We start from the raw sequence: 20,015 nt of genomic DNA, 5'->3' as shown, positions 1-20,015 counted from the left end.
TCAGCCAATTTTTTCGAGTCTACATCAGTTTTTTCAGCACCTTTACCAGCCAAAGTAATTGACTGTTGAAATTCTGTTTCATTACCAGGATTAATTTCTGCTGCTCTGGGAGAATTGCCAGACTTTGACTGTAACAAATCCAATAAACTGGAATTTGATTTCTCTAACTCAGCCACATTTTTCGATTCTACATCAACTTTTTCAGCACCTTTACCAGCCAAAGTAATTGACTGTTGAAATTCTGTTTCATTACCAGGATTAATTTCCGTTGCTAACTCAGAATTACCTAACTTTGACTGTAACAAATCCAATAAACGAGAATTTGATTTCTCTAACTCAGCCACATTTTTCGAGTCTACATCAGTTTTTTCAGCACCTTTACCAGCCAAAGTAATTGACTGTTGAAATTCTGTTTCATTACCAGGATTAATTTCCGTTGCTCTGGGAGAATTGCCAGACTTTGACTGTAACAAATCCAATAAACTGGAATTTGATTTCTCTAACTCAGCCAATTTTTTCGAGTCTACATCAGTTTTTTCAGCACCTTTACCAGCCAAAGTAATTGACTGTTGAAATTCTGTTTCATTACCAGGATTAATTTCTGCTGCTCTGGGAGAATTGCCAGACTTTGACTGTAACAAATCCAATAAACTGGAATTTGAATTCCCTAATTCCGCCAATTTTTTTGAATCTACATCAGTTTTTTCAGCACCTTTACCAGCCAAAGTAATTGACTGTTGAAATTCTGTTTCATTACCAGGATTAATTTCTGCTGCTCTGGGAGAATTACCAGAATTTGACTGTAACAAATCCAATAAACGAGAATTTGATTTCTCTAACTCAGCCACATTTTTCGATTCTACATCAACTTTTTCAGCACCTTTACCCGCCAGAGTAATTGACTGTTCAAATTCTTTTTCCTTACTCGGACTAACATCTGCTTCTCTGTGAGAATTACCTGACTTTGACTGTAATAAATCCAATAAACGAGAATTTGATTTCTCTAACTCAGCCAAATTTTTTGAATCTACATTAAAATTTTGATTCTTGTTAGCTTCTAAACTACGATTAATATTTTGTTTAAATGGTAATGCTGAAGACGAAACATTTTCTCCCTTTCTATGGGATTTTAATTCTGTCAACAAACTACCTGTATTCTTGTATATATTTTCAAATTTTTTTAAGGAAGAAATAGCCTCTTGATTAGGTTTTGACTGAGGTAATTGTTTACCGTTATTGAGTTTTGAGTGTCTTATTGATGGTACTTCTGTACCTAATGAAGGAGAATCAGAATTGAAATTTAACTTCTCTAATAAACTACCTTGATGTCTCGATTGAGTAATACCCTCTAAAGAATCAGTATCTGAATTGACTCCTTGAGTTTCTGTTGCCTCAATAGATTTTTCTTTGACCTCTTGTGGGTCTAAAATCGAATTTTTAGGAGTATTACTTTGGGAGTTCATAGGTGGTGGGGCAGTAGACCCCTGTCCCGCATTTGAAATAACTACTCCGATCGCTCCTACTACCAATACATTACGAAAAACACTCATGGATTTTTTTCTTCGTCTCCAAGTCCAACTGATATTTTAAACCAACAGGTCAACTGCTTTGGTGACATACTCCCACACGCTTGCTGGCGCTATAGTGTGGGCTTCTCGTTTCCCAACCCCGGTATTCCGTCGGGCAAGCGCGTGCTTTAAGGACGGAATGCCCTACCGCCCTATTTTTTATATTTATCGCTGCATTTAAGTCGCGGTCTATTACTATGTCGCAGTGCGGGCAAGAGTGAGTTCGTATGTTTAGTTCTTTATTGACTTTTTCCCCACAGTTTGAGCAATCTTGGCTAGTATTTTTAGGGTTCACTCCTATAGTTTTCTGTCCAGCATTTGCCTCCTGCGGAGGAGCTGCGCTAACAGCTTTGACAGTTAAAATAGACAGGAATTGACCCCATCCAGCATCGTTAATTGATTTACTCAAACGAGTCTTTGCTAGCCCTTTAATGTTTAAGTTTTCGTGGGCGATGACATCCGCTTTTGATAATAATTCATTGGCTGTTTTAAAGTGGAAATCTTTACGTTTATCAGAAACCTTTTTATGTTGTTTAGCTACAGCTAGAATAGCTTTTAACCACCTTTTACTCTCTTTTTTCTTTCGAGATAAACGTTTCTTTTGAGTCTTTAATCGCTGCTGAGATTTTCGATAGTATTGAGGGATGGGGACAGACTCTCCTTCACTTGTTACTAAGAATTCCTTCAACCCCATATCAATTCCCAGAGTATTTTTTAATGTAGGTTCCACTTCACAACTCAAAGCTGGAAATGATTTGTCTTCTAGGGATAAAGTTACATAATAACCATCAGCTTTACGACTAATAGTTACAGTTTTAATTTGAAAATCATCAGGTAACGTTCGATGTTTAATCAACTTTATATTGCCTATTTTGGGTAAGTTGATCTTATTTCCTTGAATGCAGTCAAGTTTTATTTGAGGATAAGTAAAACTGCGATAACGTCCTTTTCCCTTAAACCTTGGTTTCCCTAATTTATGTCCATTTTTATCGGCTTTAAACCATCTATCAAAGGCAAGTTTTACCCGTTTTATGCAATCTTGGCATACCTGAGAATGAATTAGCTTGTATTCCGGAAACTTGTCTTTGGTATTGACCAAATCTCGTTTTTGAGAGTAATAATCTGGAATTTCTCTTAGTTGAGGAATGGGCATCACCAAGGGGCAGGCGTTAACTGGACAACGGTTTTCTGACCACCATGAGAACCGCTCGCCTAACCTATAGTTGTACTGCCGACGTAACAATTCTAACCACATTTCTATTGTGGCTATTTGTTTTTTGTTGGGCCTTAATTTATATTGGTAAGCGGTTCGCATGGTGGAAAATTTCCGGGGTTATAGGCAACAAACATCATAATACAAGTTTTTCAACCAGGGCAAAAGCTTCTGCTGGTATGTTGGCCAGTTTAATAGGCATCGAACCCATTCAATTGGCCGCCGATTCATCTTACGCCATAATCTTTGATTTGGCGTTAGGCTTCTCGGCTATTCAGCTAAAGTCAAAAGTTGAAAATTCAATTAGTGCAGGATGGCAGAAATAACTAACCAGTCACAAAATCCTAAAGGTCTTATCAATCAATACTTTTGACTTCCAGGTAGCGGCATTAGCGATCGCCCATAGCAGTCAAAATTAGTTCTTCTACTCCTGCCACTGGCCAAATAGGTTTCTTGAGTCGCTCTGCTAATTCTTCTAGGGTCATATCATCCAAAAATAGATTATCCCCTGGTTTGAGCATTACTGAAGGTAAAATAATTCCTTCCCCTAAGTCTCGCCCCTGTAAACCCTCTAGCAAATCTTGGCCTGTTAATAATCCAGTGACACTAATACTTTGTCCCCAATAGTTGCTTGATAAGGCCACCATATTTACTTCCAGTCCTTCAATTTGATTGAGGCGTTCGGCGATCGCTGCAAATGCTTTTTCTACTGCATTTCCTACTACCCAGGTTAATTTTCTTTGGGTGCTTAAGTAAATGTTCTTAGTAAAAATTTCTTTGACAGCAGCTTCAAATTGTGATATAAACTGCCGAATTGAACCAACTCCATTGCCAATTTGAGGATAATCTTCATATTCTGAGGCAGGGGGTAGGTCTCGACGGCCAATCAAAAACCATTCGTCAGCTAACCAGATGCAATTAATCCCAGATGTCTCTTTCAGTTTAGCTTGAATTTCTTGGACTTGGTCTATGACTTCCTCCGCTTTTTCAGTGGTGACGGGAATTAGTTCATCTGAACTAGGACGAAAGCGAGTTAATCCTACTGGTACAACTGCCACTGATGCTACTGCCGGAATTTCCCCAGTATGAAATTTTGCTAAATCTAATAATGTGCGTTCCAGATGAATACCATCATTAATTCCTGGGCAAACTACAACTTGAGCGTGTATTTGCAGTCGTCGTTGTTGAAACCACTGAATTTGTTCGAGTATTTTACCTGCTCTAGAATTTTTCAGCAGGCGCGATCGCAATTCTGGTTCAGTAGCGTGGACAGAAACATAGAGTGGTGAGAGTCGCATTTGTTCTATTCTCTCCCACTCCCGTTGGGGAAGGTTAGTCAGAGTTAGGTATGAACCATAGAGGAAACTGAGACGATAGTCATCATCTTTTAAGTAAAGAGTTTCTCGTTTACCTGGTGGTTGTTGGTCGATGAAGCAAAACGGACAACGGTTATTGCATTGAATTAGACTGTCGAACAGAGCGGTAGAAAATTCTAAACCCAAGTCTTCATCGTAGTCTTTTTCTATTTCGATGTGGTGAGTTTTGCCTTTAGCATCGATGACTTCTATTTCTAAATATTCATCGGCACAAATATATTGATAGTCGATCAAGTCTCGTGGTTGTTGTCCGTTGATAGAAGCGATCGTATCTCCTGGTTCAAAACCTATTTCGGCAGCAATGGAGTCGGGAATTACTTTAGTTATTAGAGCAGATTTGATAGAAGTTTTACTCATTTAATATATTTAATAGCAAATAAATTTTTTATTATATCATTTATCAAATATATTTTAACCTAATTAAGTATATATAAAATTTTGTATCGACATTCAGAATTTCTGGGTTTCCAACAGGATGTAACAGATAAAAGCACTTTATTAGGTGTTATCAAAGCTCTAATTCAGTACCGACAGAAACTTATTCACTCAAAAACTGGACAAAGGATACAAATTATGGCAAAAGATATAGTTGCAAGCTCTGAAATACTACATAAGTTAATTAATGATCTATCCGAAAAGAAGGAATATTTCCTAATAAGTCTTAGATAAGAAATCAAAAAATATGTTAGTAGTCAAGATACACTCACTTGTCTAACTCTTGTTTCTAAAAAGATAGACTCAGAAAAGCATGAATTATCTTGGAAACCTACTGAAGGATACAGGTACGGTAGAAAATTTATTACCTTTATTAGAAAGGGTAATTATGTTGAAAAAAATGTTTGCTACAGAGTAGATTCTATTTTAACCAGCAATATAACTAAAATAATTACTAGGAATTTTAGTCAATTTTATCAAGAAAATCAGGAGCTAGTAGTACAACATTTAGCAATCTATATTTTAGAGGAAGGAATAGTAGCAGATGCACTTGTTAATGCTGCTGTAAAAGAAAGTAAAATTGTTGATTTTGCTAAAGCAGTTGCAAAGCGTACTGCTATACCAGTAGTAAAAAAAATTGTCCAGGATGCGGCAAAAGATGTTTCTTCTTATTTGACTAACAGCGCAGCAGTAAAATCAGTTGAAACAGTTGTAAAATTGGTTGGCACAACTATTGCAACACAAGGAACAGTAGTTGTAGGAAATATTGTATTTCAGAAAGCTCTTGTTATTGCATTAAGGAGTTCTTTAGCAAAAGCTATTGCTAAGGTAGTAGCTGAGTTAATTTCTGCAAAATTTATGCTAGCAGTTGGAGAACTCTTGCTAAGAATACCATTTCATAAAATTGTAGATTAGCTGGTTTTAGTAGTATTAATTAGTAATTTTCTTCTGTTTATTGGAGAAGCAGGTATTGGTCTTAGCACAGGTACTATAACTGCAATTATTTTAATGCCAATATTTGCTTGGATTATGTATCATGAGTATAAAAAAATCCCATCTAAAATTGGTAAGAGTATATCAAAGCCAATGTTCAAAGAATTAGATCAAAACTTTAATCAGATTAATCTAAAACTTTTGCTAGTTTAGTTGAAAATGCAGGACAAACTTTAGGAAATCTTTTATTTCAAGATGCAGAGGTTAAAGCTCAAATTGGTACAATTATGAATGCAGTTACTCAAGCTCATCAAGCAGCAAGTATATGAAGTACAGATATTAACAAGGGAATGAATGCAAGTGCGGGAATCTTGCCCGCTATAGCCATACCTAACCCCTGATAGAATTTGCTGTATTACTCTTAATTAATTATACTTGATGCTAATATTCCCAGAATTAGATTAATTTGATTTAGATAATATTCCGTTAAGTCTATAATAATATTTTCCCCTTCCAGCTTCAAGAATCGCCAGTTTGTTCCCGATGTAATTGCCCCATAAATTGTAGTAATATTGTTACTTTTTTTCTGGTTAAATATTCTAGCTGCTATCATTTCTGCTATACATTGACCTAATCCTAAATTAAGGTTTTCTTTTTTCGCTTCAACAATCACAATTACTGGAGCTGTTAGGATTAACATTTCCGAAGATTGAGCGATCAAAAAGTCACAAATTCCGTTCAATCATGTTTCTGGATCCACTGTGAAATCTATGCCTGAAAATATATTTATTTGTTCTTTATTTTGTCTTTTTAAGTCTATTAATATTGGCGCAATTATCATTTCTGAACGGGCTTTCTCACTATTACTTGCTAGAGCGATCGCTACGTTATAATCCAGTATTTCTGTTAATAATTTACTAGGTTGTAATGGCGATATCTTTGCAAAATAGTTTTGTTCTTCTCTGATATTAATTTCAAAAGTTTGTTTGATTTTTTCTAATGTAAAATCGCTGTAAGACATTTTTATTAATTAAATACCTAAGAAGTAAAATATAGAAATCAATTGGTAGTTGTGCATTGTAATAGTATAGTCAGTGGGAGCATCTTGCTCCCGTTCCAATTATTTTGGTCACGGTATAGCCAGTGGGAGCATCTTGCTCCCATTCCAATTATTTTGGATCATCTTGCTCCCGTTCTAATTATTTTTGGGTTGTTCTGCTCGTTAACGTGTGAAGATACAGCGGATTCTACTTTGGTGAGGTACATCCATCGCGGGCAAGATGCCCGCACTTGCATTCATTTAATTGTTAATATCTGTACTTCATGTAGGTTGGAAGGAGAAACAAGAAAAAATTTTCCTTTGAGTCAATCCTATCCGTTTTCAAGAAAAGGTAATAATTAATAATTAATTATTAATTATTAATTATTAATTGTTGAACTACTTCCTCGAAATAAATGAGTATGTTGAGGATTATAAAGACCAGAACGCCCCACTTTTTCCACTTTCTCCAACGCTGGACTAATCACATAGAGCGTTGTTCTGACTAACTGTTTCTCCTCAGTAACAACAGCCATTTTCTCCAAAGGTACAACCCAAATCTGTTCATCAGGCCATCCCAAGCGATAACATATTGCAATAGGTATTTGAGGCGAGTAATGTTCTATCAACTTTTGTTGTGCTTCCCAAACATGACGAGCGCTCAAGTACAAACATAAACTTGCCCCGTGAGCAGCCAAACTACCCAACTCTTCACTGGGAGGAACTCCTGTAGCTTTTCCACTAATCCTAGTTAATATAATTGTCTGCACCAACCCAGGTACAGTCAACTCTACTTTTAACTTAGCTGCTGCATCCTGAAATGCGCTAATTCCCGGCACAATTTCAAAATCAATTTCTGCCTCTGCCAAAAGCTGCATTTGTTCATAAACCGCCCCATACAAACTTGGATCTCCAGAATGGAGACGTACTACAGAACAACCTTTTCTCACTCGGTCTATCATTAAAGGCAAAATATCCTCTAGGGTTTTATTTGCCGTTCCAATAACCTCAGCATCAGGACGTACATCTCGTAACATTTGCTTGGGTACCAAAGAATCTGCATATAGAATCACATCTGCTTTCGCCAAGATTTTATAAGCCTTCACCGTTAATAGATCCGGGTCTCCTGGACCTGCCCCTACAATGTAGACTGCTGCTTCAAGACTTTCTGTATTATTCATTAGACCTCTCCGAAAAAGATATAGAACCCCCGATCGTATCTTCATAAATTTAGCAAGGAGTTAGGAGACAGGAGACAGCTATACTGGAGACAGGAGTTCATTAATTGATCATGGATAATTGATAATTACCTCGGGTTTTAACCGCTACGGAATTGAATATAAGGAAATATTATTTCTTCACAGGAGTCGATTGGATATGGCGAGGAGACCTCGCCATCCCTTGACCGCTTTTTTCCCCGATCAAGGAGAGGCTTCAAGGCGCGAATTATTTAATAATTAATTATTAATTATTAATAATTCGGTAAGAGGGAAGATGTGGGGAGAGATAATACAAAAAATTCAACACTCCTTCAGATGATTTTTCCTCACTCATTGATGCGCGAAAAGACTTGACTACATAATTGTATAGTTCTCAAATGGGTTCTATAGACTTTTTGCACACAGTAGGGAACAGGGAACAGGGAACAGGGAATAAATTTTCACGCCAAAGATACGAAAAATGATTTTTCAGTGACTTTTACAACTCTAGCTTATCTTAAATAAAAAGCAAGTTTATTTTCTGGAGATATCTATTGAAATTTATTAGCCAAAAAATTTTCTTCAGTATTCGTGATTTTTCCTGATGTTAGTACCTATATTCAGAGAAAAGGAATGGTAGATGCACCCTGGTATAGCTCTGGACTTTTTGTCTAGAGCTTTCTTTATAGCAATGTGCGCTGGCATATTTACAAATGACAGGAGGTGTGCAATAGCTAAAAGTCTTAATATTATCAGCTTTTGATTCCCCCAGATGAGCTGTTGCCTGTTGCCTTTCGGAGCTGTTGCCTGCGCACAGCGCTATATCTTTTCTTTTGCGGGTTTAATATCCCACTGTCAACGGCAAGGCTAATTCTTTGTCGTCAGAGAATATTAATATGAAATACAAAAAATTGTGCAAATATACAAATCTCTCCATCTCCCCATCCCCTCATCAATTTCTAATGACATTGACATCCTCCCGACGCTGCTCTGCGAGACAGCGCGGGATTCCCATCCACCAATCAAACAGACTAAGCTGACTGAACGACTCAGGGCGGGTTGACACCTCACTGGAAAATGCTGGCAATGCCAGTCTAACGCTTCCTCTGTGTCCGTTTAACGTCTCCGAGTGCCCCTCGGCGACGGGACTTGAAAAAAACAATAGTAATCTCAACCTTGGTTTTTGGTTGAGTATTCTATTTTAACAAATTATCTGTAAAACTGCAAGATTGATTGGTTTTCATCCCGAAGGGGAGCGTCGGGAGAGCGCGGGTCTTCAACCAACGTTGAGATAAATTGACCCTGCACCGTCAACGGGGGTGCTGAAAATTGTTTGGGGCGATAAGACACGAAGTAGCGTGTCGAAGACTATCGCCATCCAATTTTCCTTCTTCCTTCTTCATTAGCATTTCAATCTCTTTGCGTCTCTTCCTCCCTATACCTATTCTCTGAAGGCCATATATCAGGTAAAGGTCGCTTCAACAAATATAGCCAAGCCAAACCTGCTAACCCCAACAAAATTCCAGCTAAACTCACAAATTGGGCAATTCGCAGTGGCCCTAACATCAAACTATCAGTCCGTAATCCCTCAATCCAAATTCGTCCACTACTATAAGCTGCCATATAAACAAGAAATAAAGTCCCTACTTTAAGTCGATATCTACCCCGCAAATCTCTAAAAAATAGGAATAGTAATAGTCCAAATACCATCAAATTCCATAGAGACTCATATAAGAAAGTGGGATGAAAATAATCAAAATTTACTAATTCCGATGGACGACGTTCTGGAGGAATATATAACTTCCAAGGTAAATCAGTGGGACTACCAAAAGCCTCAGAATTGAAAAAATTGCCCCACCTACCAATGGCTTGTCCCAAAATCAAAGAAGGGGCCACTAAATCTGCCAATTGCCAGAAAGATATTTTATTAATTCTGGCAAAAATTAAAGCAGCGATTGCTCCACCAATAATTGCTCCATGAATTGCAATGCCTCCTTTCCAAATTGCAATCATATCTATAGGATTTTGTTGGTACTTCTCCCACTCAAACAGAACATAATACAACCTTGCTCCAGGAATTGCAGCTAATACCAACCAAACCACTAGATCGCCTAATAACTCAGGGTTAACATGACGGCGTCTAGCCAAATATTGGGAAAGAGTAACTCCGATTAATACTGCTGTGGCAATTAAAAGTCCATACCAACGGACTGCCAAAGGCCCCAATTCAAAAATAATTGGACCAGGAGAAGTAAATTGAAAGCCTAAAGGTAATATGGGAATCTCTAATATCATAGATTTACATAGAAAAATTACTTAATAAGAATACCTTAATAGCTAAAAGTCAAAAGTTAGAAATTTTGAGGAATATAGCGATCGCACAGCATATAGTTAAGTAATATTATGTCTGGTTGAATAGTTATAAATAACGAGATAGGAGTCAGGAAGGAAGAAGAAAGAGCAAGAGGAGAAAATTTTTTCATCACTAATTTATCCGGACATGATATAAATAGTTTTTCCGTTCTACTAAACTTACCCAAACTTACCCAAATGAGATTTTGAGCTTTGGAGCTAGCTTCCTGCTTCTGTGAGAACCACTGACCGCAGTCTGTAACTTATTCTCTCCACAGGCTTAAAATCGCTTGAAACTCAAGCTACTGATACACATAGTTTTTCAGGTTGACAGCAGCATTAAAATCTCTGTCTGCTTGAAAACCTTTCAATGCTGACTGCTGATATGAAATCCGGTTATACAGTCAAAACAATAGTGCAAATTATACCTATTTCTTTCTATTTAGTCACCGAAAAACTCCTTTCTGACTCCTGTACGATAGTTATGCGAAGTATACGCAAGAAACGCGTTTGCTTCGCATAACTATCGTTAACACCCCTACTGATACCAATTCCCAAAAATAATGCTATACTTCCGATGAACTTAAGTTATTAAGTAATAATAATGCTTCAGTAATATTTATAAAGATTATCGGCATTAAACCAAAATATCTTATGTCTTTTCACCCTACTCCCTACTCCCTACTCCCTACTCCCTACTCTCAAGGAGATGTAGCAAGACTTTTGAGAAATGGTATGACTCCTTTAAAATCATACATTTATTCAGCAAGCCAAAAATTAAACCCCTTAGCTTTTAATCAGCACTTCTAAAGGCTAGCTAGGGGGTATAAAACTATTCCAGAAACTGACTAGCTAATCGGTTGTTCTATCATTTACTAAATTGCCAAAGTTGTCGAAATAATGGAATCTGACTAACTAATATATTTCTTGTTGTTAATTCAAAGTTTTAGAATCTGAATTGAGTTCTTAATGTACCGACCCAAAGAGTGTCATTATCCTCAATGTGGTTAGGATTTGTAATCACAAATACACCGGGAGTAATAGCGATATTGTCGTTCATTTGGAAGCGATAAAAAGCTTCAATATGTATAGAAGTATCATCATCTTTCAAATCATCATTATCACCACCATCAGTAACAATTGGTGGTACACCAACAATAATACCTCCTAGACTACCTTCTTTCAGTAGGTCTGGGAAAGCTAAAGTCAAAGCACCAGTAATAATAGTGATATCATCAGTATCATCATCATCTTCAGGACGGGCAAATAAAGTACCGCCCCAACCACCTATCTGAAAGCCATCAGTAACTCTCCATTGAGCCTCAAAGTTAATAGTATCTGTGGTAGTTGCTCTACCATCAAAAGGATCTCTGGCTAGAAAACTACCTGTACTTCCGGTCAAGTTAACATCATTTTTCGTATGATAGCCGCGCAAATAACCGACTTGAAAAGCAAGTTTGTCATTTGGTTCAATTGTAAACTGGCCAAATCCACTAAATGAACCATTAAAAGCACCTCTACCTTCTCGAGGATCTTCCTTATCTGGTGCAGCATAACCCACAGTTACCTGAATTGCATCATTGAAAGCGTAGGCAAACTTAACACCAGCATCAGAAGGAGCACGATAATAAATAGGGTTGAATCGTCCAAATCTGGAAATAGCACCAGCACCACTACTTTCTAGAGGTGTAATAACTCCGATAAAGTCATCAATACCATAGCCTGTAGCAGCTAGTTCTATTTCACCTCTACCATTTAGTACAGGAAAACGATAGGCCAACTTACCAATGGAAACATCATCATCTGGGCTACTATCTGTAGCTAAACGAGTCATTAAACTATTGGTCAAACTTCCACCGCTATAGTTAGGAATGTTATTAGCTTGTAGACGAGTTCTTAAGCGGTCTTCTCCTGTAAAACTGGTATCAAAGTTCAAACGAACCCGATAACCAAAGGTTGTCTGAGTTTCGTCCTCATCACTGCCGGATCTTCCGCGTCCCTCAGCTTGTTCTCCCCAGGTATCGCTCAACCAAAACAAAACCTCTCCGTTAAGTTTGGTCGTAGTGGAGAACTGATTATTTTCTAGTTCTGCGGTTCTAGCTTCTAGAGCATCTACTCGTCCTCGCAAAGCAGCTAATTCTGCTGCAAATTCCTCTTGCAGTCTTTGTAAAACTGCTAAATCTTCTCTAGTTACTAGGTCAGAAGTTGCGGCCGCAATTAATTCTGTAATTCGGTCTAAACAAGAATTCAAACCTGCTGCAAACTCATAACGGGTCATCGCTCGATTTCCCTTATAAGTCCCATCAGGATAACCTGCGATACAACCATAACGCTCTACCAAGGATTGTAGTGCTTGGAATGCCCAGTCTGTCGGTTGTACATCTGATAACTGAGTTACGGATGTTACCTGATCTAGTGAATCTCCATCTTCTAAGTCTGATACTGCCACTGGTGCCAATGAAGGGTCATCCATGGGCATTGAGCGAATATCTATTTGAGCTATTTCAAAGGAAGATGGATTTTCTATGGTACTTTGGGCTAAGTTCTGATTTGCCGAATTTTCGCCACTCCCTAAAGTTTGTAAAGGAGCTTCAGCAGCGATCGCTGAACCTGCCATTAATAATGCTGCGCTAAAAACACTAGGACTGTATTTTAGAGTTTTCCAGATAAGTCTTGTCATATTTACTAACCCTCACACCAATGTGACATTCTCCTACATCAAATCAAAGATTATGATATAGGCTTCCCAACCTCACGGATAGGGCTTTCTGTTTCACCGGGAGTGCAAACACTTAACCCTCCGCAGACAGAGACGATGGGACCCACCGCCTTTTTATACTGAATCTCTACTTTTGTTTTGATATATCAAGACTAGGGCGTTATATTTGTTTTTGTTTTACGAAAAAACAAAGGTTTGAATAAGTCTTAATATTTTTTTTCGATCTAAAGTTTTAAATGGCCAACTGCAAAAGTTGTTTGATTATATTTAGAGATTATTGACATCTCCAGGGGTTGAAACACCCTGGATTCTGTGGTTAGTCCACCCCCATTTGGGACGGGGCGAATAAATGTGCGGAAGTAAATTCCGCATACAGCCCCTCATAAATCCACATTTGCTTAAAGCCTGAAGGGCAGACTCCTAAACTCCTCGGCATAGACCGAAATCTAGCTGTGAGTTTACTTTTTTTTGTTAGCTTTCACGAGTGGTAAGTATTTCTTTACGAAAAGCTCAACCATTATTCTCTTCTCTATATCACAGTTTAGTTATTTTGTCTGTATATACAGTTTGTTTACAAGAGATGAGCTTAAGATGCCACATTAGAAATTAGATTTTTCCTTAATTTTTGACTATTCCCCCACAGCTGTTGCCGAGGGGATTCTAAGTAGATACTACCCAACACGGATTTATCTGTGTTGATCCGTCTCTTCTTAGCTGACCAAAGATATAATCTTTGGGGACAAGTAAAAGTGCCCCTACACAGTCTGCTTAAGTCTAAAATTAGCTTTCTGCTTGCTTTTGTAAGATCAAATACTTCGGATTAAAATCCGACTCCTCGCCTTTCATCCATAGCTTAAAGGACGATGGCTTTCATGCTCCTGTGTTTTTCAGGTAAAAATTACGGTCTCGTCGCAAATTTTACACCTAATTTGACAATTTGCAACCTAATTTTCAGAATATTTTTTTCTGAAAAAAAGCCAAAAACTAAGCAGGAAAAGAATAGTAAGACAAACTGATAGTAAAATATGAAATTAAAATAATAACGTCAAATTAAAAAATAATTCGATTTAACGACCAACTTATAACTATTTATCCTTTTTCAGTTTTTCAATTTCTACACACAAAAGCAATACATAGGTAAGTATGGACATAGAGTGATGATGAATCTTAGACAGGGAAATGTTTTTCGTTGTTCCCTGTGTTCCCTGTTCCCTGATATTAAGTAATAGGTGTTGAATCCAATCGACGAATAGCCACAACTGAAGGTTTCGGAGGATCGTTAACTTGTTTAGTTGGCCAATTAGACCCCATAGGCACCATACGAGTCTGGACAAAATCTGAACCATCTGTAGTTTTCATTGCCAACTGACGAGCTTCTGAAGTCATATTCTGGCGAATACCGTTATATTCTCCTGGATGTTGAATAGCTAAAAACAAGGTTTTCTGGTCTTTGGTAAAGAAAGGCCCACAAGTTTCACTTTCTGTTGGTGCTATTCCAAACAAGTAAGCTTCTCCAGCATTAGGACCAGAAGTAGGAATTTTCCAGATAGAATTATTACCAAATAAACCACAAAGAGTAGACTGGTTTATTGGTTTGCCATCCTTACCCATTCGGTTCATAGGCACTATTTTATTATGCTTACTGGTACTAATATCTGTCACCATCCACAGATTACCCTGTTGATCAAATTCTAAATTGTCAGGATTAGAAAATCCTAGTCCACCCTCCATTGGTTCGCCCCCAGTAGCAAACATTTCCCAACTAAATGTCATAGCATCTGGTTGATTATCATCCTCAGTCAAACGCATGATCCAACCAAATTCGTAAGCTTCACCGTCAGGACCTTTAAATATACGTTTGTCTGGACTGCCATCATATTTACTGGGAGACCCGGAGGTAAAGGCAATAAATAAATTACCATTTTTATCTACCTGAGTATCTTCGGGACGTGCTGTACAAGTAACCCCAGCAGCATTAGCAGCTAGATGAGCATCAATGAGAATAGCTCCTTGTTTCTGTTCAGCATTACCTTTATACAGGTCCCCCAGAGTTTTATATTTCTGTTTGAACCTTTCTACTTCTTGAGCAGTTATCGCTTTGAAGCTACCACCATCAGGTCTTTGGGGTAGATTAATCATATTGTTAACATGGACTTCTGGTAAATCTGGATTCACGGGAGTATCAGGTTGCAGGGAAATCCAACTACCTGTACCATCAGGATTAAATTTAGCACCATATAACATTCCATCCGTCAAAAGTTGAGAGTTAGCTTTATCAGTAGGGTCTTTTACTTTATCTTTACTCACAAATTTATATAGGTGACCGCTACGGCGATCGCATCCGGAATAAAATGCTAATGGTTTATCAGTTTCTACTCTAATACCGACTGCTTCGTGGCGATAACGACCTAACCAAGTATGTTTTGTACCATAGTCATCAGGGTTAGCTGGGTCTACTTCTACCATCCAACCATACTTATTACCAGCTAAACCAAATACACTTCCCAGACCAGCGACTCCTCTTTCACCAATAAAGAGGGATTTTTCTCTGGTCGGGTCAACAGAAGTACCATCAGGATAGACTGGTTCTATCACATAATTTTGAAAATTTTCTTCGGCACTAAATACTGTTCCCCAAGGTGTAGTCCCACCTGCACAGTTAGCAAAACTACCAATGATGCGATCGCCTAATTTATCGTTATAACCTTTGCCTTTCCCTTTATTAAAAACTGCTACTGCTGGTCCTGTTGATTTTAAATAACGCCCGTCTTCTAATCCTGAAATACCTGTTATTCTGCGGTCAAATTTTGAATTTGTTCTTACCCATTTTCCATCGGGTTCGCGACGTATGGAAATTACACCTATTCCCATATCAATCATTGCTTCTTTAGCTGTTGCGATAATATTTTGTTTCAGGGAATTTTCAAGTAATTCTGAAGAATTAATTCCTGATTCTCCTACCTGTCTAAATGCTGCTGCTAATTCTGCAAAAGGCATAGATTTACCAATAACTGTTTGATAAGTTGTTACCCAAGGCAAAGGACTAATATATTCAAAGTTTATGGTTAATAATCCTTCATTTTCACCAGTTTCAATGTAGGAAAGATAGTCGTTATTGTAGCCAAAACGTGAATCACCTATTTTGTCACCCCATGACCCAATAACATCGTAAGTAAAACCTTCTGGAATTATTAAGTCATCTATTACTTCGTATGTGCTATAATCATCCATCTTAAATTCTCCCTCCTTGTTTGCTAAAGGCATTGGACCTTTAACTGGTTGAAAGTTAATATTATTGGTTGAAGTGCTACTGATAGGATATTTTTGGGTGATTGGAGTTGAAGATTGTTGTTGACAAGAACTCAGGGCAATTGTTCCGGCACTTGCTCCAAGAAATAGGAGGAATTCTCGACGTTTAATGTTCATAGACAAAGGAATAAGTTTGACTCTTTTTACTATAGCTTTAAGCAGGAGTCAGGAGTCAGAATGACATTTCCACCTCGTCATTGCGAGCGGCAGCGTTTGCGGAGCATTCCGAAGGAAAGCAATCTCTCTCGTCATTGCGAGCGGCAGCGTTTGCGGAGCATTCCGAAGGAAAGCAATCTCTCTCGTCATTGCGAGCGGCAGGGAAGCAATCTCTAGAAGCTTGAGGGATTGCTTCGGGGGGTTTAATCTGAAACCATAGACTTGTAGTTTTGTCAACCTCCTCGCAATGACACTTTCACCTCGTCATTCCCACCCCCCTGACAATGACATTTTCACCTCGTCATTGCGACCAGAGGGAAGCAATCTCTAGGAGCTTTGGGGATTGCTTCGGGGGGTTTAATCTGGAACCATAGACTTGTAGTTTTGTCAACCCCCTCGCAATGACACTTTCACCTCGTCATTCCCACCCCCCTGACAATGACACTTTCACCTCGTCATTGCGAGCGAAGGGAAGCAATCTCTAGAAGCTTGAGGGATTGCTTCGGGGGGTTTAATCTGGAACCATAGACTTGTAGTTTTGTCAACCCCCTCGCAATGACATTTTCATCTCGTCATTCCCAACCCCGTGACAATGACATTTTCACCTCGTCATTGCGAGCGGCAGCGTTTGCGGAGCATTCCGAAGGAAAGCAATCTCTCGTAGTTTAGGAGAATAACAAGAAATTGTTTGATATTTTATAATTATAAAATCCCCCATTTTTTCAGCAAGACTTTATGACAAAAGAATATTATATTTACATAATGACTAATAAGCGTAATACAGTTCTTTATACAGGTGTAACCAACGATTTAATCAAGAGAGTTTATGAACACAAGTCAAAATTAGTAGAAGGATTTACCAAAAAATATAATATTAATAAATTAGTTTATTTTGAAATGTATGAAAATCCTTCCGAAGCGATCGCTCGTGAAAAACAGATTAAAGCTGGTTCTCGACAGAAAAAAGTTAATTTAATTAATAGTATGAATTTGGAGTGGAAAGATTTGTATCTAGAAATAGTTTGAAATATGATTATTATAAAGTTGTAGGATTTTTTCATTGCGACCGAAGGGAAGCAATCTCTCGTAGATTTAGGGAATGACTATTCAACCTTGTCATTGCGAATGAAGCGTCAGCGTAATGAAGCAATCTCAAAGTTAGAGATTGCTTCGGGGGGTGAAAAATAGCCACCAGAGACTTGAGGGTGTTTCCCACCCCCTCGCTGCGGACATTTCCACTTCACTTCGTCATTGCGAGGGACAGGGTTTGCGGAGCATTCCGTCAGGAAAGCAATCTATCGTAGCTTTGGGGGGCTAAAATTCATCTCCCTTAGACTTCTATTTTTCCTCACCCCCTCGCTGCGCACATTTCCACCTCGTAATTGCCATCCCACCTCGTCTAAAACAGGTAGTGAGAATTGAGCTATTTCTGTTAACACTCAGAGCGATCGCCCAATTCTAAGGGTTTGTCTATCTGGTTAAAAAAGTGCGTTAGGCTCCAGAAATATTGCCTAAACACACCTTAATCAGGATCGAGCACCACAGGCAACAGATGTTATGCAGAATATATAGATATAAGTAAGTCCTAATGTTCGAGACTTACGCAGAACCACTATATCTAGTAGGGGCGTTATCAACTCTATGATAGGCATCTCTTACCAACTCTTACTTTACAAAAACCACCTATAATATTCTCCAACTCCTCATCAGTCAATTTCTTGTAGCTTGCGATCGCTTCTACGTCCTGTGCGTCCATTTGTACTTGGCCAAATTTTTCGTTTTGACGAGTGTAGTTGGCTTGTTGAAGAGAATTGTTTTTAGTACGATTGTTCATTTTTTTTGTTTTATGAAAAGTGCTGTAACAGGACTTACGCAAAGGCACTACAGAAGAAGTATTGGTGCGTTACGCTACCGCTTTTCATGTCCGCTCTTAGCGGAAACACACCCTACCAATAGCGTTCATGCGTAAGTCTTATGTAAATTCAAACAGGTAGTGAGGGTTATCTAAAAATGAAGACTAATATGAAAGCCCCCAGCGATTGCATCTAATTGGTCTTCTCCGAGTTCTAGAAAATCCCCATCTGGCTCCTGGTTGCCTGGAGTTGGTTTTTGGGATTGGAGGGAATTGGACAGAGTAGGTTTAGAGATTTGGTGTGGGCGAAGAGAATTGTTTTTAGTACGATTGTTCATTTTTTTTGGTTTTATGAAAAGTGCTGTAACAGGACTTACGCAAAGGCACTACATAAGAAGTATTGGTGCGTTACGCTACCGCTTTTCATGTCCGCTCTTAGCGGAAACACACCCTACCAATAGCGTTCATGCGTAAGTCTTATGTAAATTCAAACAGGTAGTGAGGGTTATCTAAAAATGAACATGAATATGAAAGCCACCGGCGATTTCATCTAATTGGTCTTCTCCGAGTTCTAGAAAATCCCGCTCTTGCTCCTGGTTGCCTGGAGTTGGTTTTTGGGATTGGAGAGAGTTTGGTAGAGTAGATTTAGAGATTTGGTGTGGGCGAATAGAATTGTTTTTAGTACGATTGTTCATTTTTTTTGTTTTACGAAAAGTGTTGTCAATTCAAACAGGTAGTGAGGGTCGTCAAAAATGTATATGAATCTTAAAGCCACCGGCGATTTCATCTAATTGGTCTTCTCCGAGTTGTACAAAATCCTGGTCAGACTTGTGGTTGTTCGGAGTCTGTTTTTGGGGTTGGAGGGAGTTTGGTAGAGTAGATTTAGAGATTTGGTGTGGGCGAATAGAATTGTTTTTAGTACGATTGTTCATTTTTTTTGGTTTGACGAAAAGTGTTGTCAATTAGGGGCTGCATAAATGCGCTGTGGAATGGGCATCTTGCCCGTTATTAATACTTTTGTGGAATGGGCATCTTGCCCGTTGTTGATATTTTCAGACAGGCAGGATGCCCGTCCCACTGAAGATTCATCCCTCAATTCAGCAACGCCGTATATTAAAACAGGTAGTGAGGGTTATCTAAAAATGTATATGAACATGAAACCCGCCAGCGATTGCATCTAATTGCTCTTCTCCGAGTTGTACAAAATCCCGCTCTGGCTCCTGGTTGCCTGGAGTTGGTTTTTGGGGTTGGAGGGAATTGGACAGAGTAGGTTTAGAGATTTGGTGTGGGCGAATAGAATTGTTTTTAGTACGATTGTTCATTTTTTTTGGTTTTATGAAAAGTGTTATCAATTAAAACAGGTAGTGAGGGTCGTCGTGCCAAACTTATCCAAGCGGAAGTCCAACTGCCGACGCTCCCCTGCGGGAGAGCGCGGGACTTCCCGCCAGGAAAGTTAAAAATGTAGACAAACTGGCCCCAAACATAATCCACCAGTTATCGCGTCCAGATCGCTGTCACTCAAGAGTTCATGGTCGGGTATTGTAGCCCCTTGGCAGTCCGCTGCTTGATGTGTTTGGGCTGATTTTTTCGTTGTTTTATGAGTGTGATTTCCTTGTTGGTTTGATTTGGTCTTATTTGTAAACATTTTCAACTCCAGTATCTTACTGTTGATTATATTCCTATTCCCTGACTTAGCCCTGACGCGAGGGGGTAGTCACGGAATATAATGATAAAAACTTATTATTATATGCTATAAGATAATGCTTGTCAATATAGTTTAATAATTATTTAATGTTCATACAATCTTTTTTCATTACAGCGGTTTTCATTTCAGTAAACCACAGTAGGGACGTTCCATGGAACG

The 20,015-nt window shown here is 38.5% G+C and carries 18 protein-coding genes; 2 read left to right on the top strand and 16 right to left on the bottom strand.

All coding sequences use genetic code 11. The features are described 5' to 3' along the window. From F6K23_RS11100 to F6K23_RS11090, 3 genes are all read right to left on the bottom strand, one after another. The coding region (locus F6K23_RS11100; RefSeq protein WP_293154728.1) for a hypothetical protein at positions 1–1,550 on the bottom strand (1,550 nt) is incomplete at its 3' end. Positions 1,551–1,599: 49 nt separating this feature from the next. Continuing rightward, on the bottom strand, positions 1,600–2,883 hold the full coding sequence (locus F6K23_RS11095) for a transposase (protein ID WP_293154725.1): 1,284 nt from the start codon (positions 2,881–2,883) through the stop codon (positions 1,600–1,602). Between the two features lie 287 nt (positions 2,884–3,170). Then, positions 3,171–4,514 (bottom strand): TIGR03279 family radical SAM protein, encoded by a 1,344-nt coding sequence (locus tag F6K23_RS11090; protein ID WP_293154722.1) that lies wholly within the window; start codon positions 4,512–4,514, stop codon positions 3,171–3,173. A gap of 750 nt (positions 4,515–5,264) precedes the next feature. Between F6K23_RS11090 and F6K23_RS11085 the strand changes: the two genes are divergently transcribed. Further along, complete coding sequence (locus tag F6K23_RS11085) at positions 5,265–5,507, top strand: hypothetical protein (RefSeq protein WP_293154720.1); 243 nt, start codon at positions 5,265–5,267, stop codon at positions 5,505–5,507. A 439-nt stretch (positions 5,508–5,946) separates the two neighbouring features. Here F6K23_RS11085 and F6K23_RS41740 read toward each other — a convergent pair whose 3' ends face one another. The 7 genes from F6K23_RS41740 to F6K23_RS11055 all read right to left on the bottom strand — a co-directional run bounded on the left by F6K23_RS41740 (position 5,947) and on the right by F6K23_RS11055 (position 16,260). Then, entirely contained in the window at positions 5,947–6,267 is a 321-nt protein-coding gene (locus tag F6K23_RS41740) for a hypothetical protein (RefSeq protein ID WP_367267685.1), read from the bottom strand. Further along, on the bottom strand, positions 6,268–6,546 hold the full coding sequence (locus F6K23_RS41735; protein ID WP_367267684.1) for a hypothetical protein: 279 nt from the start codon (positions 6,544–6,546) through the stop codon (positions 6,268–6,270). It abuts the gene before it with no gap. A gap of 398 nt (positions 6,547–6,944) precedes the next feature. Further along, on the bottom strand, positions 6,945–7,745 hold the full coding sequence (gene cobM / locus F6K23_RS11075; RefSeq protein WP_293154717.1) for a precorrin-4 C(11)-methyltransferase: 801 nt from the start codon (positions 7,743–7,745) through the stop codon (positions 6,945–6,947). Between the two features lie 1,428 nt (positions 7,746–9,173). Continuing rightward, on the bottom strand, positions 9,174–10,058 hold the full coding sequence (gene lgt / locus F6K23_RS11070) for a prolipoprotein diacylglyceryl transferase (protein ID WP_293154714.1): 885 nt from the start codon (positions 10,056–10,058) through the stop codon (positions 9,174–9,176). Between the two features lie 56 nt (positions 10,059–10,114). After that, on the bottom strand, positions 10,115–10,246 hold the full coding sequence (locus F6K23_RS11065; RefSeq protein WP_293154711.1) for a hypothetical protein: 132 nt from the start codon (positions 10,244–10,246) through the stop codon (positions 10,115–10,117). 815 nt (positions 10,247–11,061) lie between these two features. Beyond that, positions 11,062–12,795 (bottom strand): iron uptake porin, encoded by a 1,734-nt coding sequence (locus F6K23_RS11060; protein ID WP_293154708.1) that lies wholly within the window; start codon positions 12,793–12,795, stop codon positions 11,062–11,064. Between the two features lie 1,257 nt (positions 12,796–14,052). Continuing rightward, positions 14,053–16,260 carry a PhoX family phosphatase gene (locus F6K23_RS11055; protein WP_293154705.1) on the bottom strand — a complete coding sequence of 736 codons (2,208 nt, stop codon included), beginning with the start codon at positions 16,258–16,260 and terminating at the stop codon, positions 14,053–14,055. Between the two features lie 774 nt (positions 16,261–17,034). Here F6K23_RS11055 and F6K23_RS11050 point away from each other — a divergent pair. After that, the gene (locus F6K23_RS11050) at positions 17,035–17,325 is read left to right on the top strand and encodes a GIY-YIG nuclease family protein (RefSeq protein ID WP_293154703.1); all 291 of its coding nucleotides are present in this window, start codon (positions 17,035–17,037) and stop codon (positions 17,323–17,325) included. A gap of 613 nt (positions 17,326–17,938) precedes the next feature. On the opposite strand, the gene F6K23_RS11045 is transcribed toward F6K23_RS11050, so the two are convergent. The 6 genes from F6K23_RS11045 to F6K23_RS11020 form a co-directional block, all read right to left on the bottom strand. Continuing rightward, positions 17,939–18,133, bottom strand: a complete 195-nt coding sequence (locus F6K23_RS11045) for a bacteriocin (RefSeq protein WP_293154700.1) — start codon at positions 18,131–18,133, stop codon at positions 17,939–17,941. 170 nt (positions 18,134–18,303) lie between these two features. Further along, positions 18,304–18,489: a hypothetical protein gene (locus tag F6K23_RS11040; RefSeq protein WP_293154697.1), complete on the bottom strand. Its 186-nt coding sequence runs from the start codon at positions 18,487–18,489 to the stop codon at positions 18,304–18,306. Positions 18,490–18,660: 171 nt separating this feature from the next. After that, complete coding sequence (locus F6K23_RS11035) at positions 18,661–18,846, bottom strand: hypothetical protein (RefSeq protein ID WP_293154695.1); 186 nt, start codon at positions 18,844–18,846, stop codon at positions 18,661–18,663. A 51-nt stretch (positions 18,847–18,897) separates the two neighbouring features. Then, the gene (locus tag F6K23_RS11030; protein ID WP_293154693.1) at positions 18,898–19,083 is read right to left on the bottom strand and encodes a hypothetical protein; all 186 of its coding nucleotides are present in this window, start codon (positions 19,081–19,083) and stop codon (positions 18,898–18,900) included. A gap of 204 nt (positions 19,084–19,287) precedes the next feature. Then, complete coding sequence (locus tag F6K23_RS11025; RefSeq protein WP_293154691.1) at positions 19,288–19,473, bottom strand: hypothetical protein; 186 nt, start codon at positions 19,471–19,473, stop codon at positions 19,288–19,290. A 131-nt stretch (positions 19,474–19,604) separates the two neighbouring features. After that, entirely contained in the window at positions 19,605–19,796 is a 192-nt protein-coding gene (locus F6K23_RS11020) for a hypothetical protein (protein ID WP_293154689.1), read from the bottom strand. Positions 19,797–20,015 lie beyond the last annotated feature (219 nt).

The sequence above is a fragment of the Okeania sp. SIO2C9 genome, assembly GCF_010672455.1.
Lineage (GTDB): Bacteria > Cyanobacteriota > Cyanobacteriia > Cyanobacteriales > Microcoleaceae > Okeania.
This window is presented reverse-complemented; position numbering and strand designations above follow the sequence as displayed.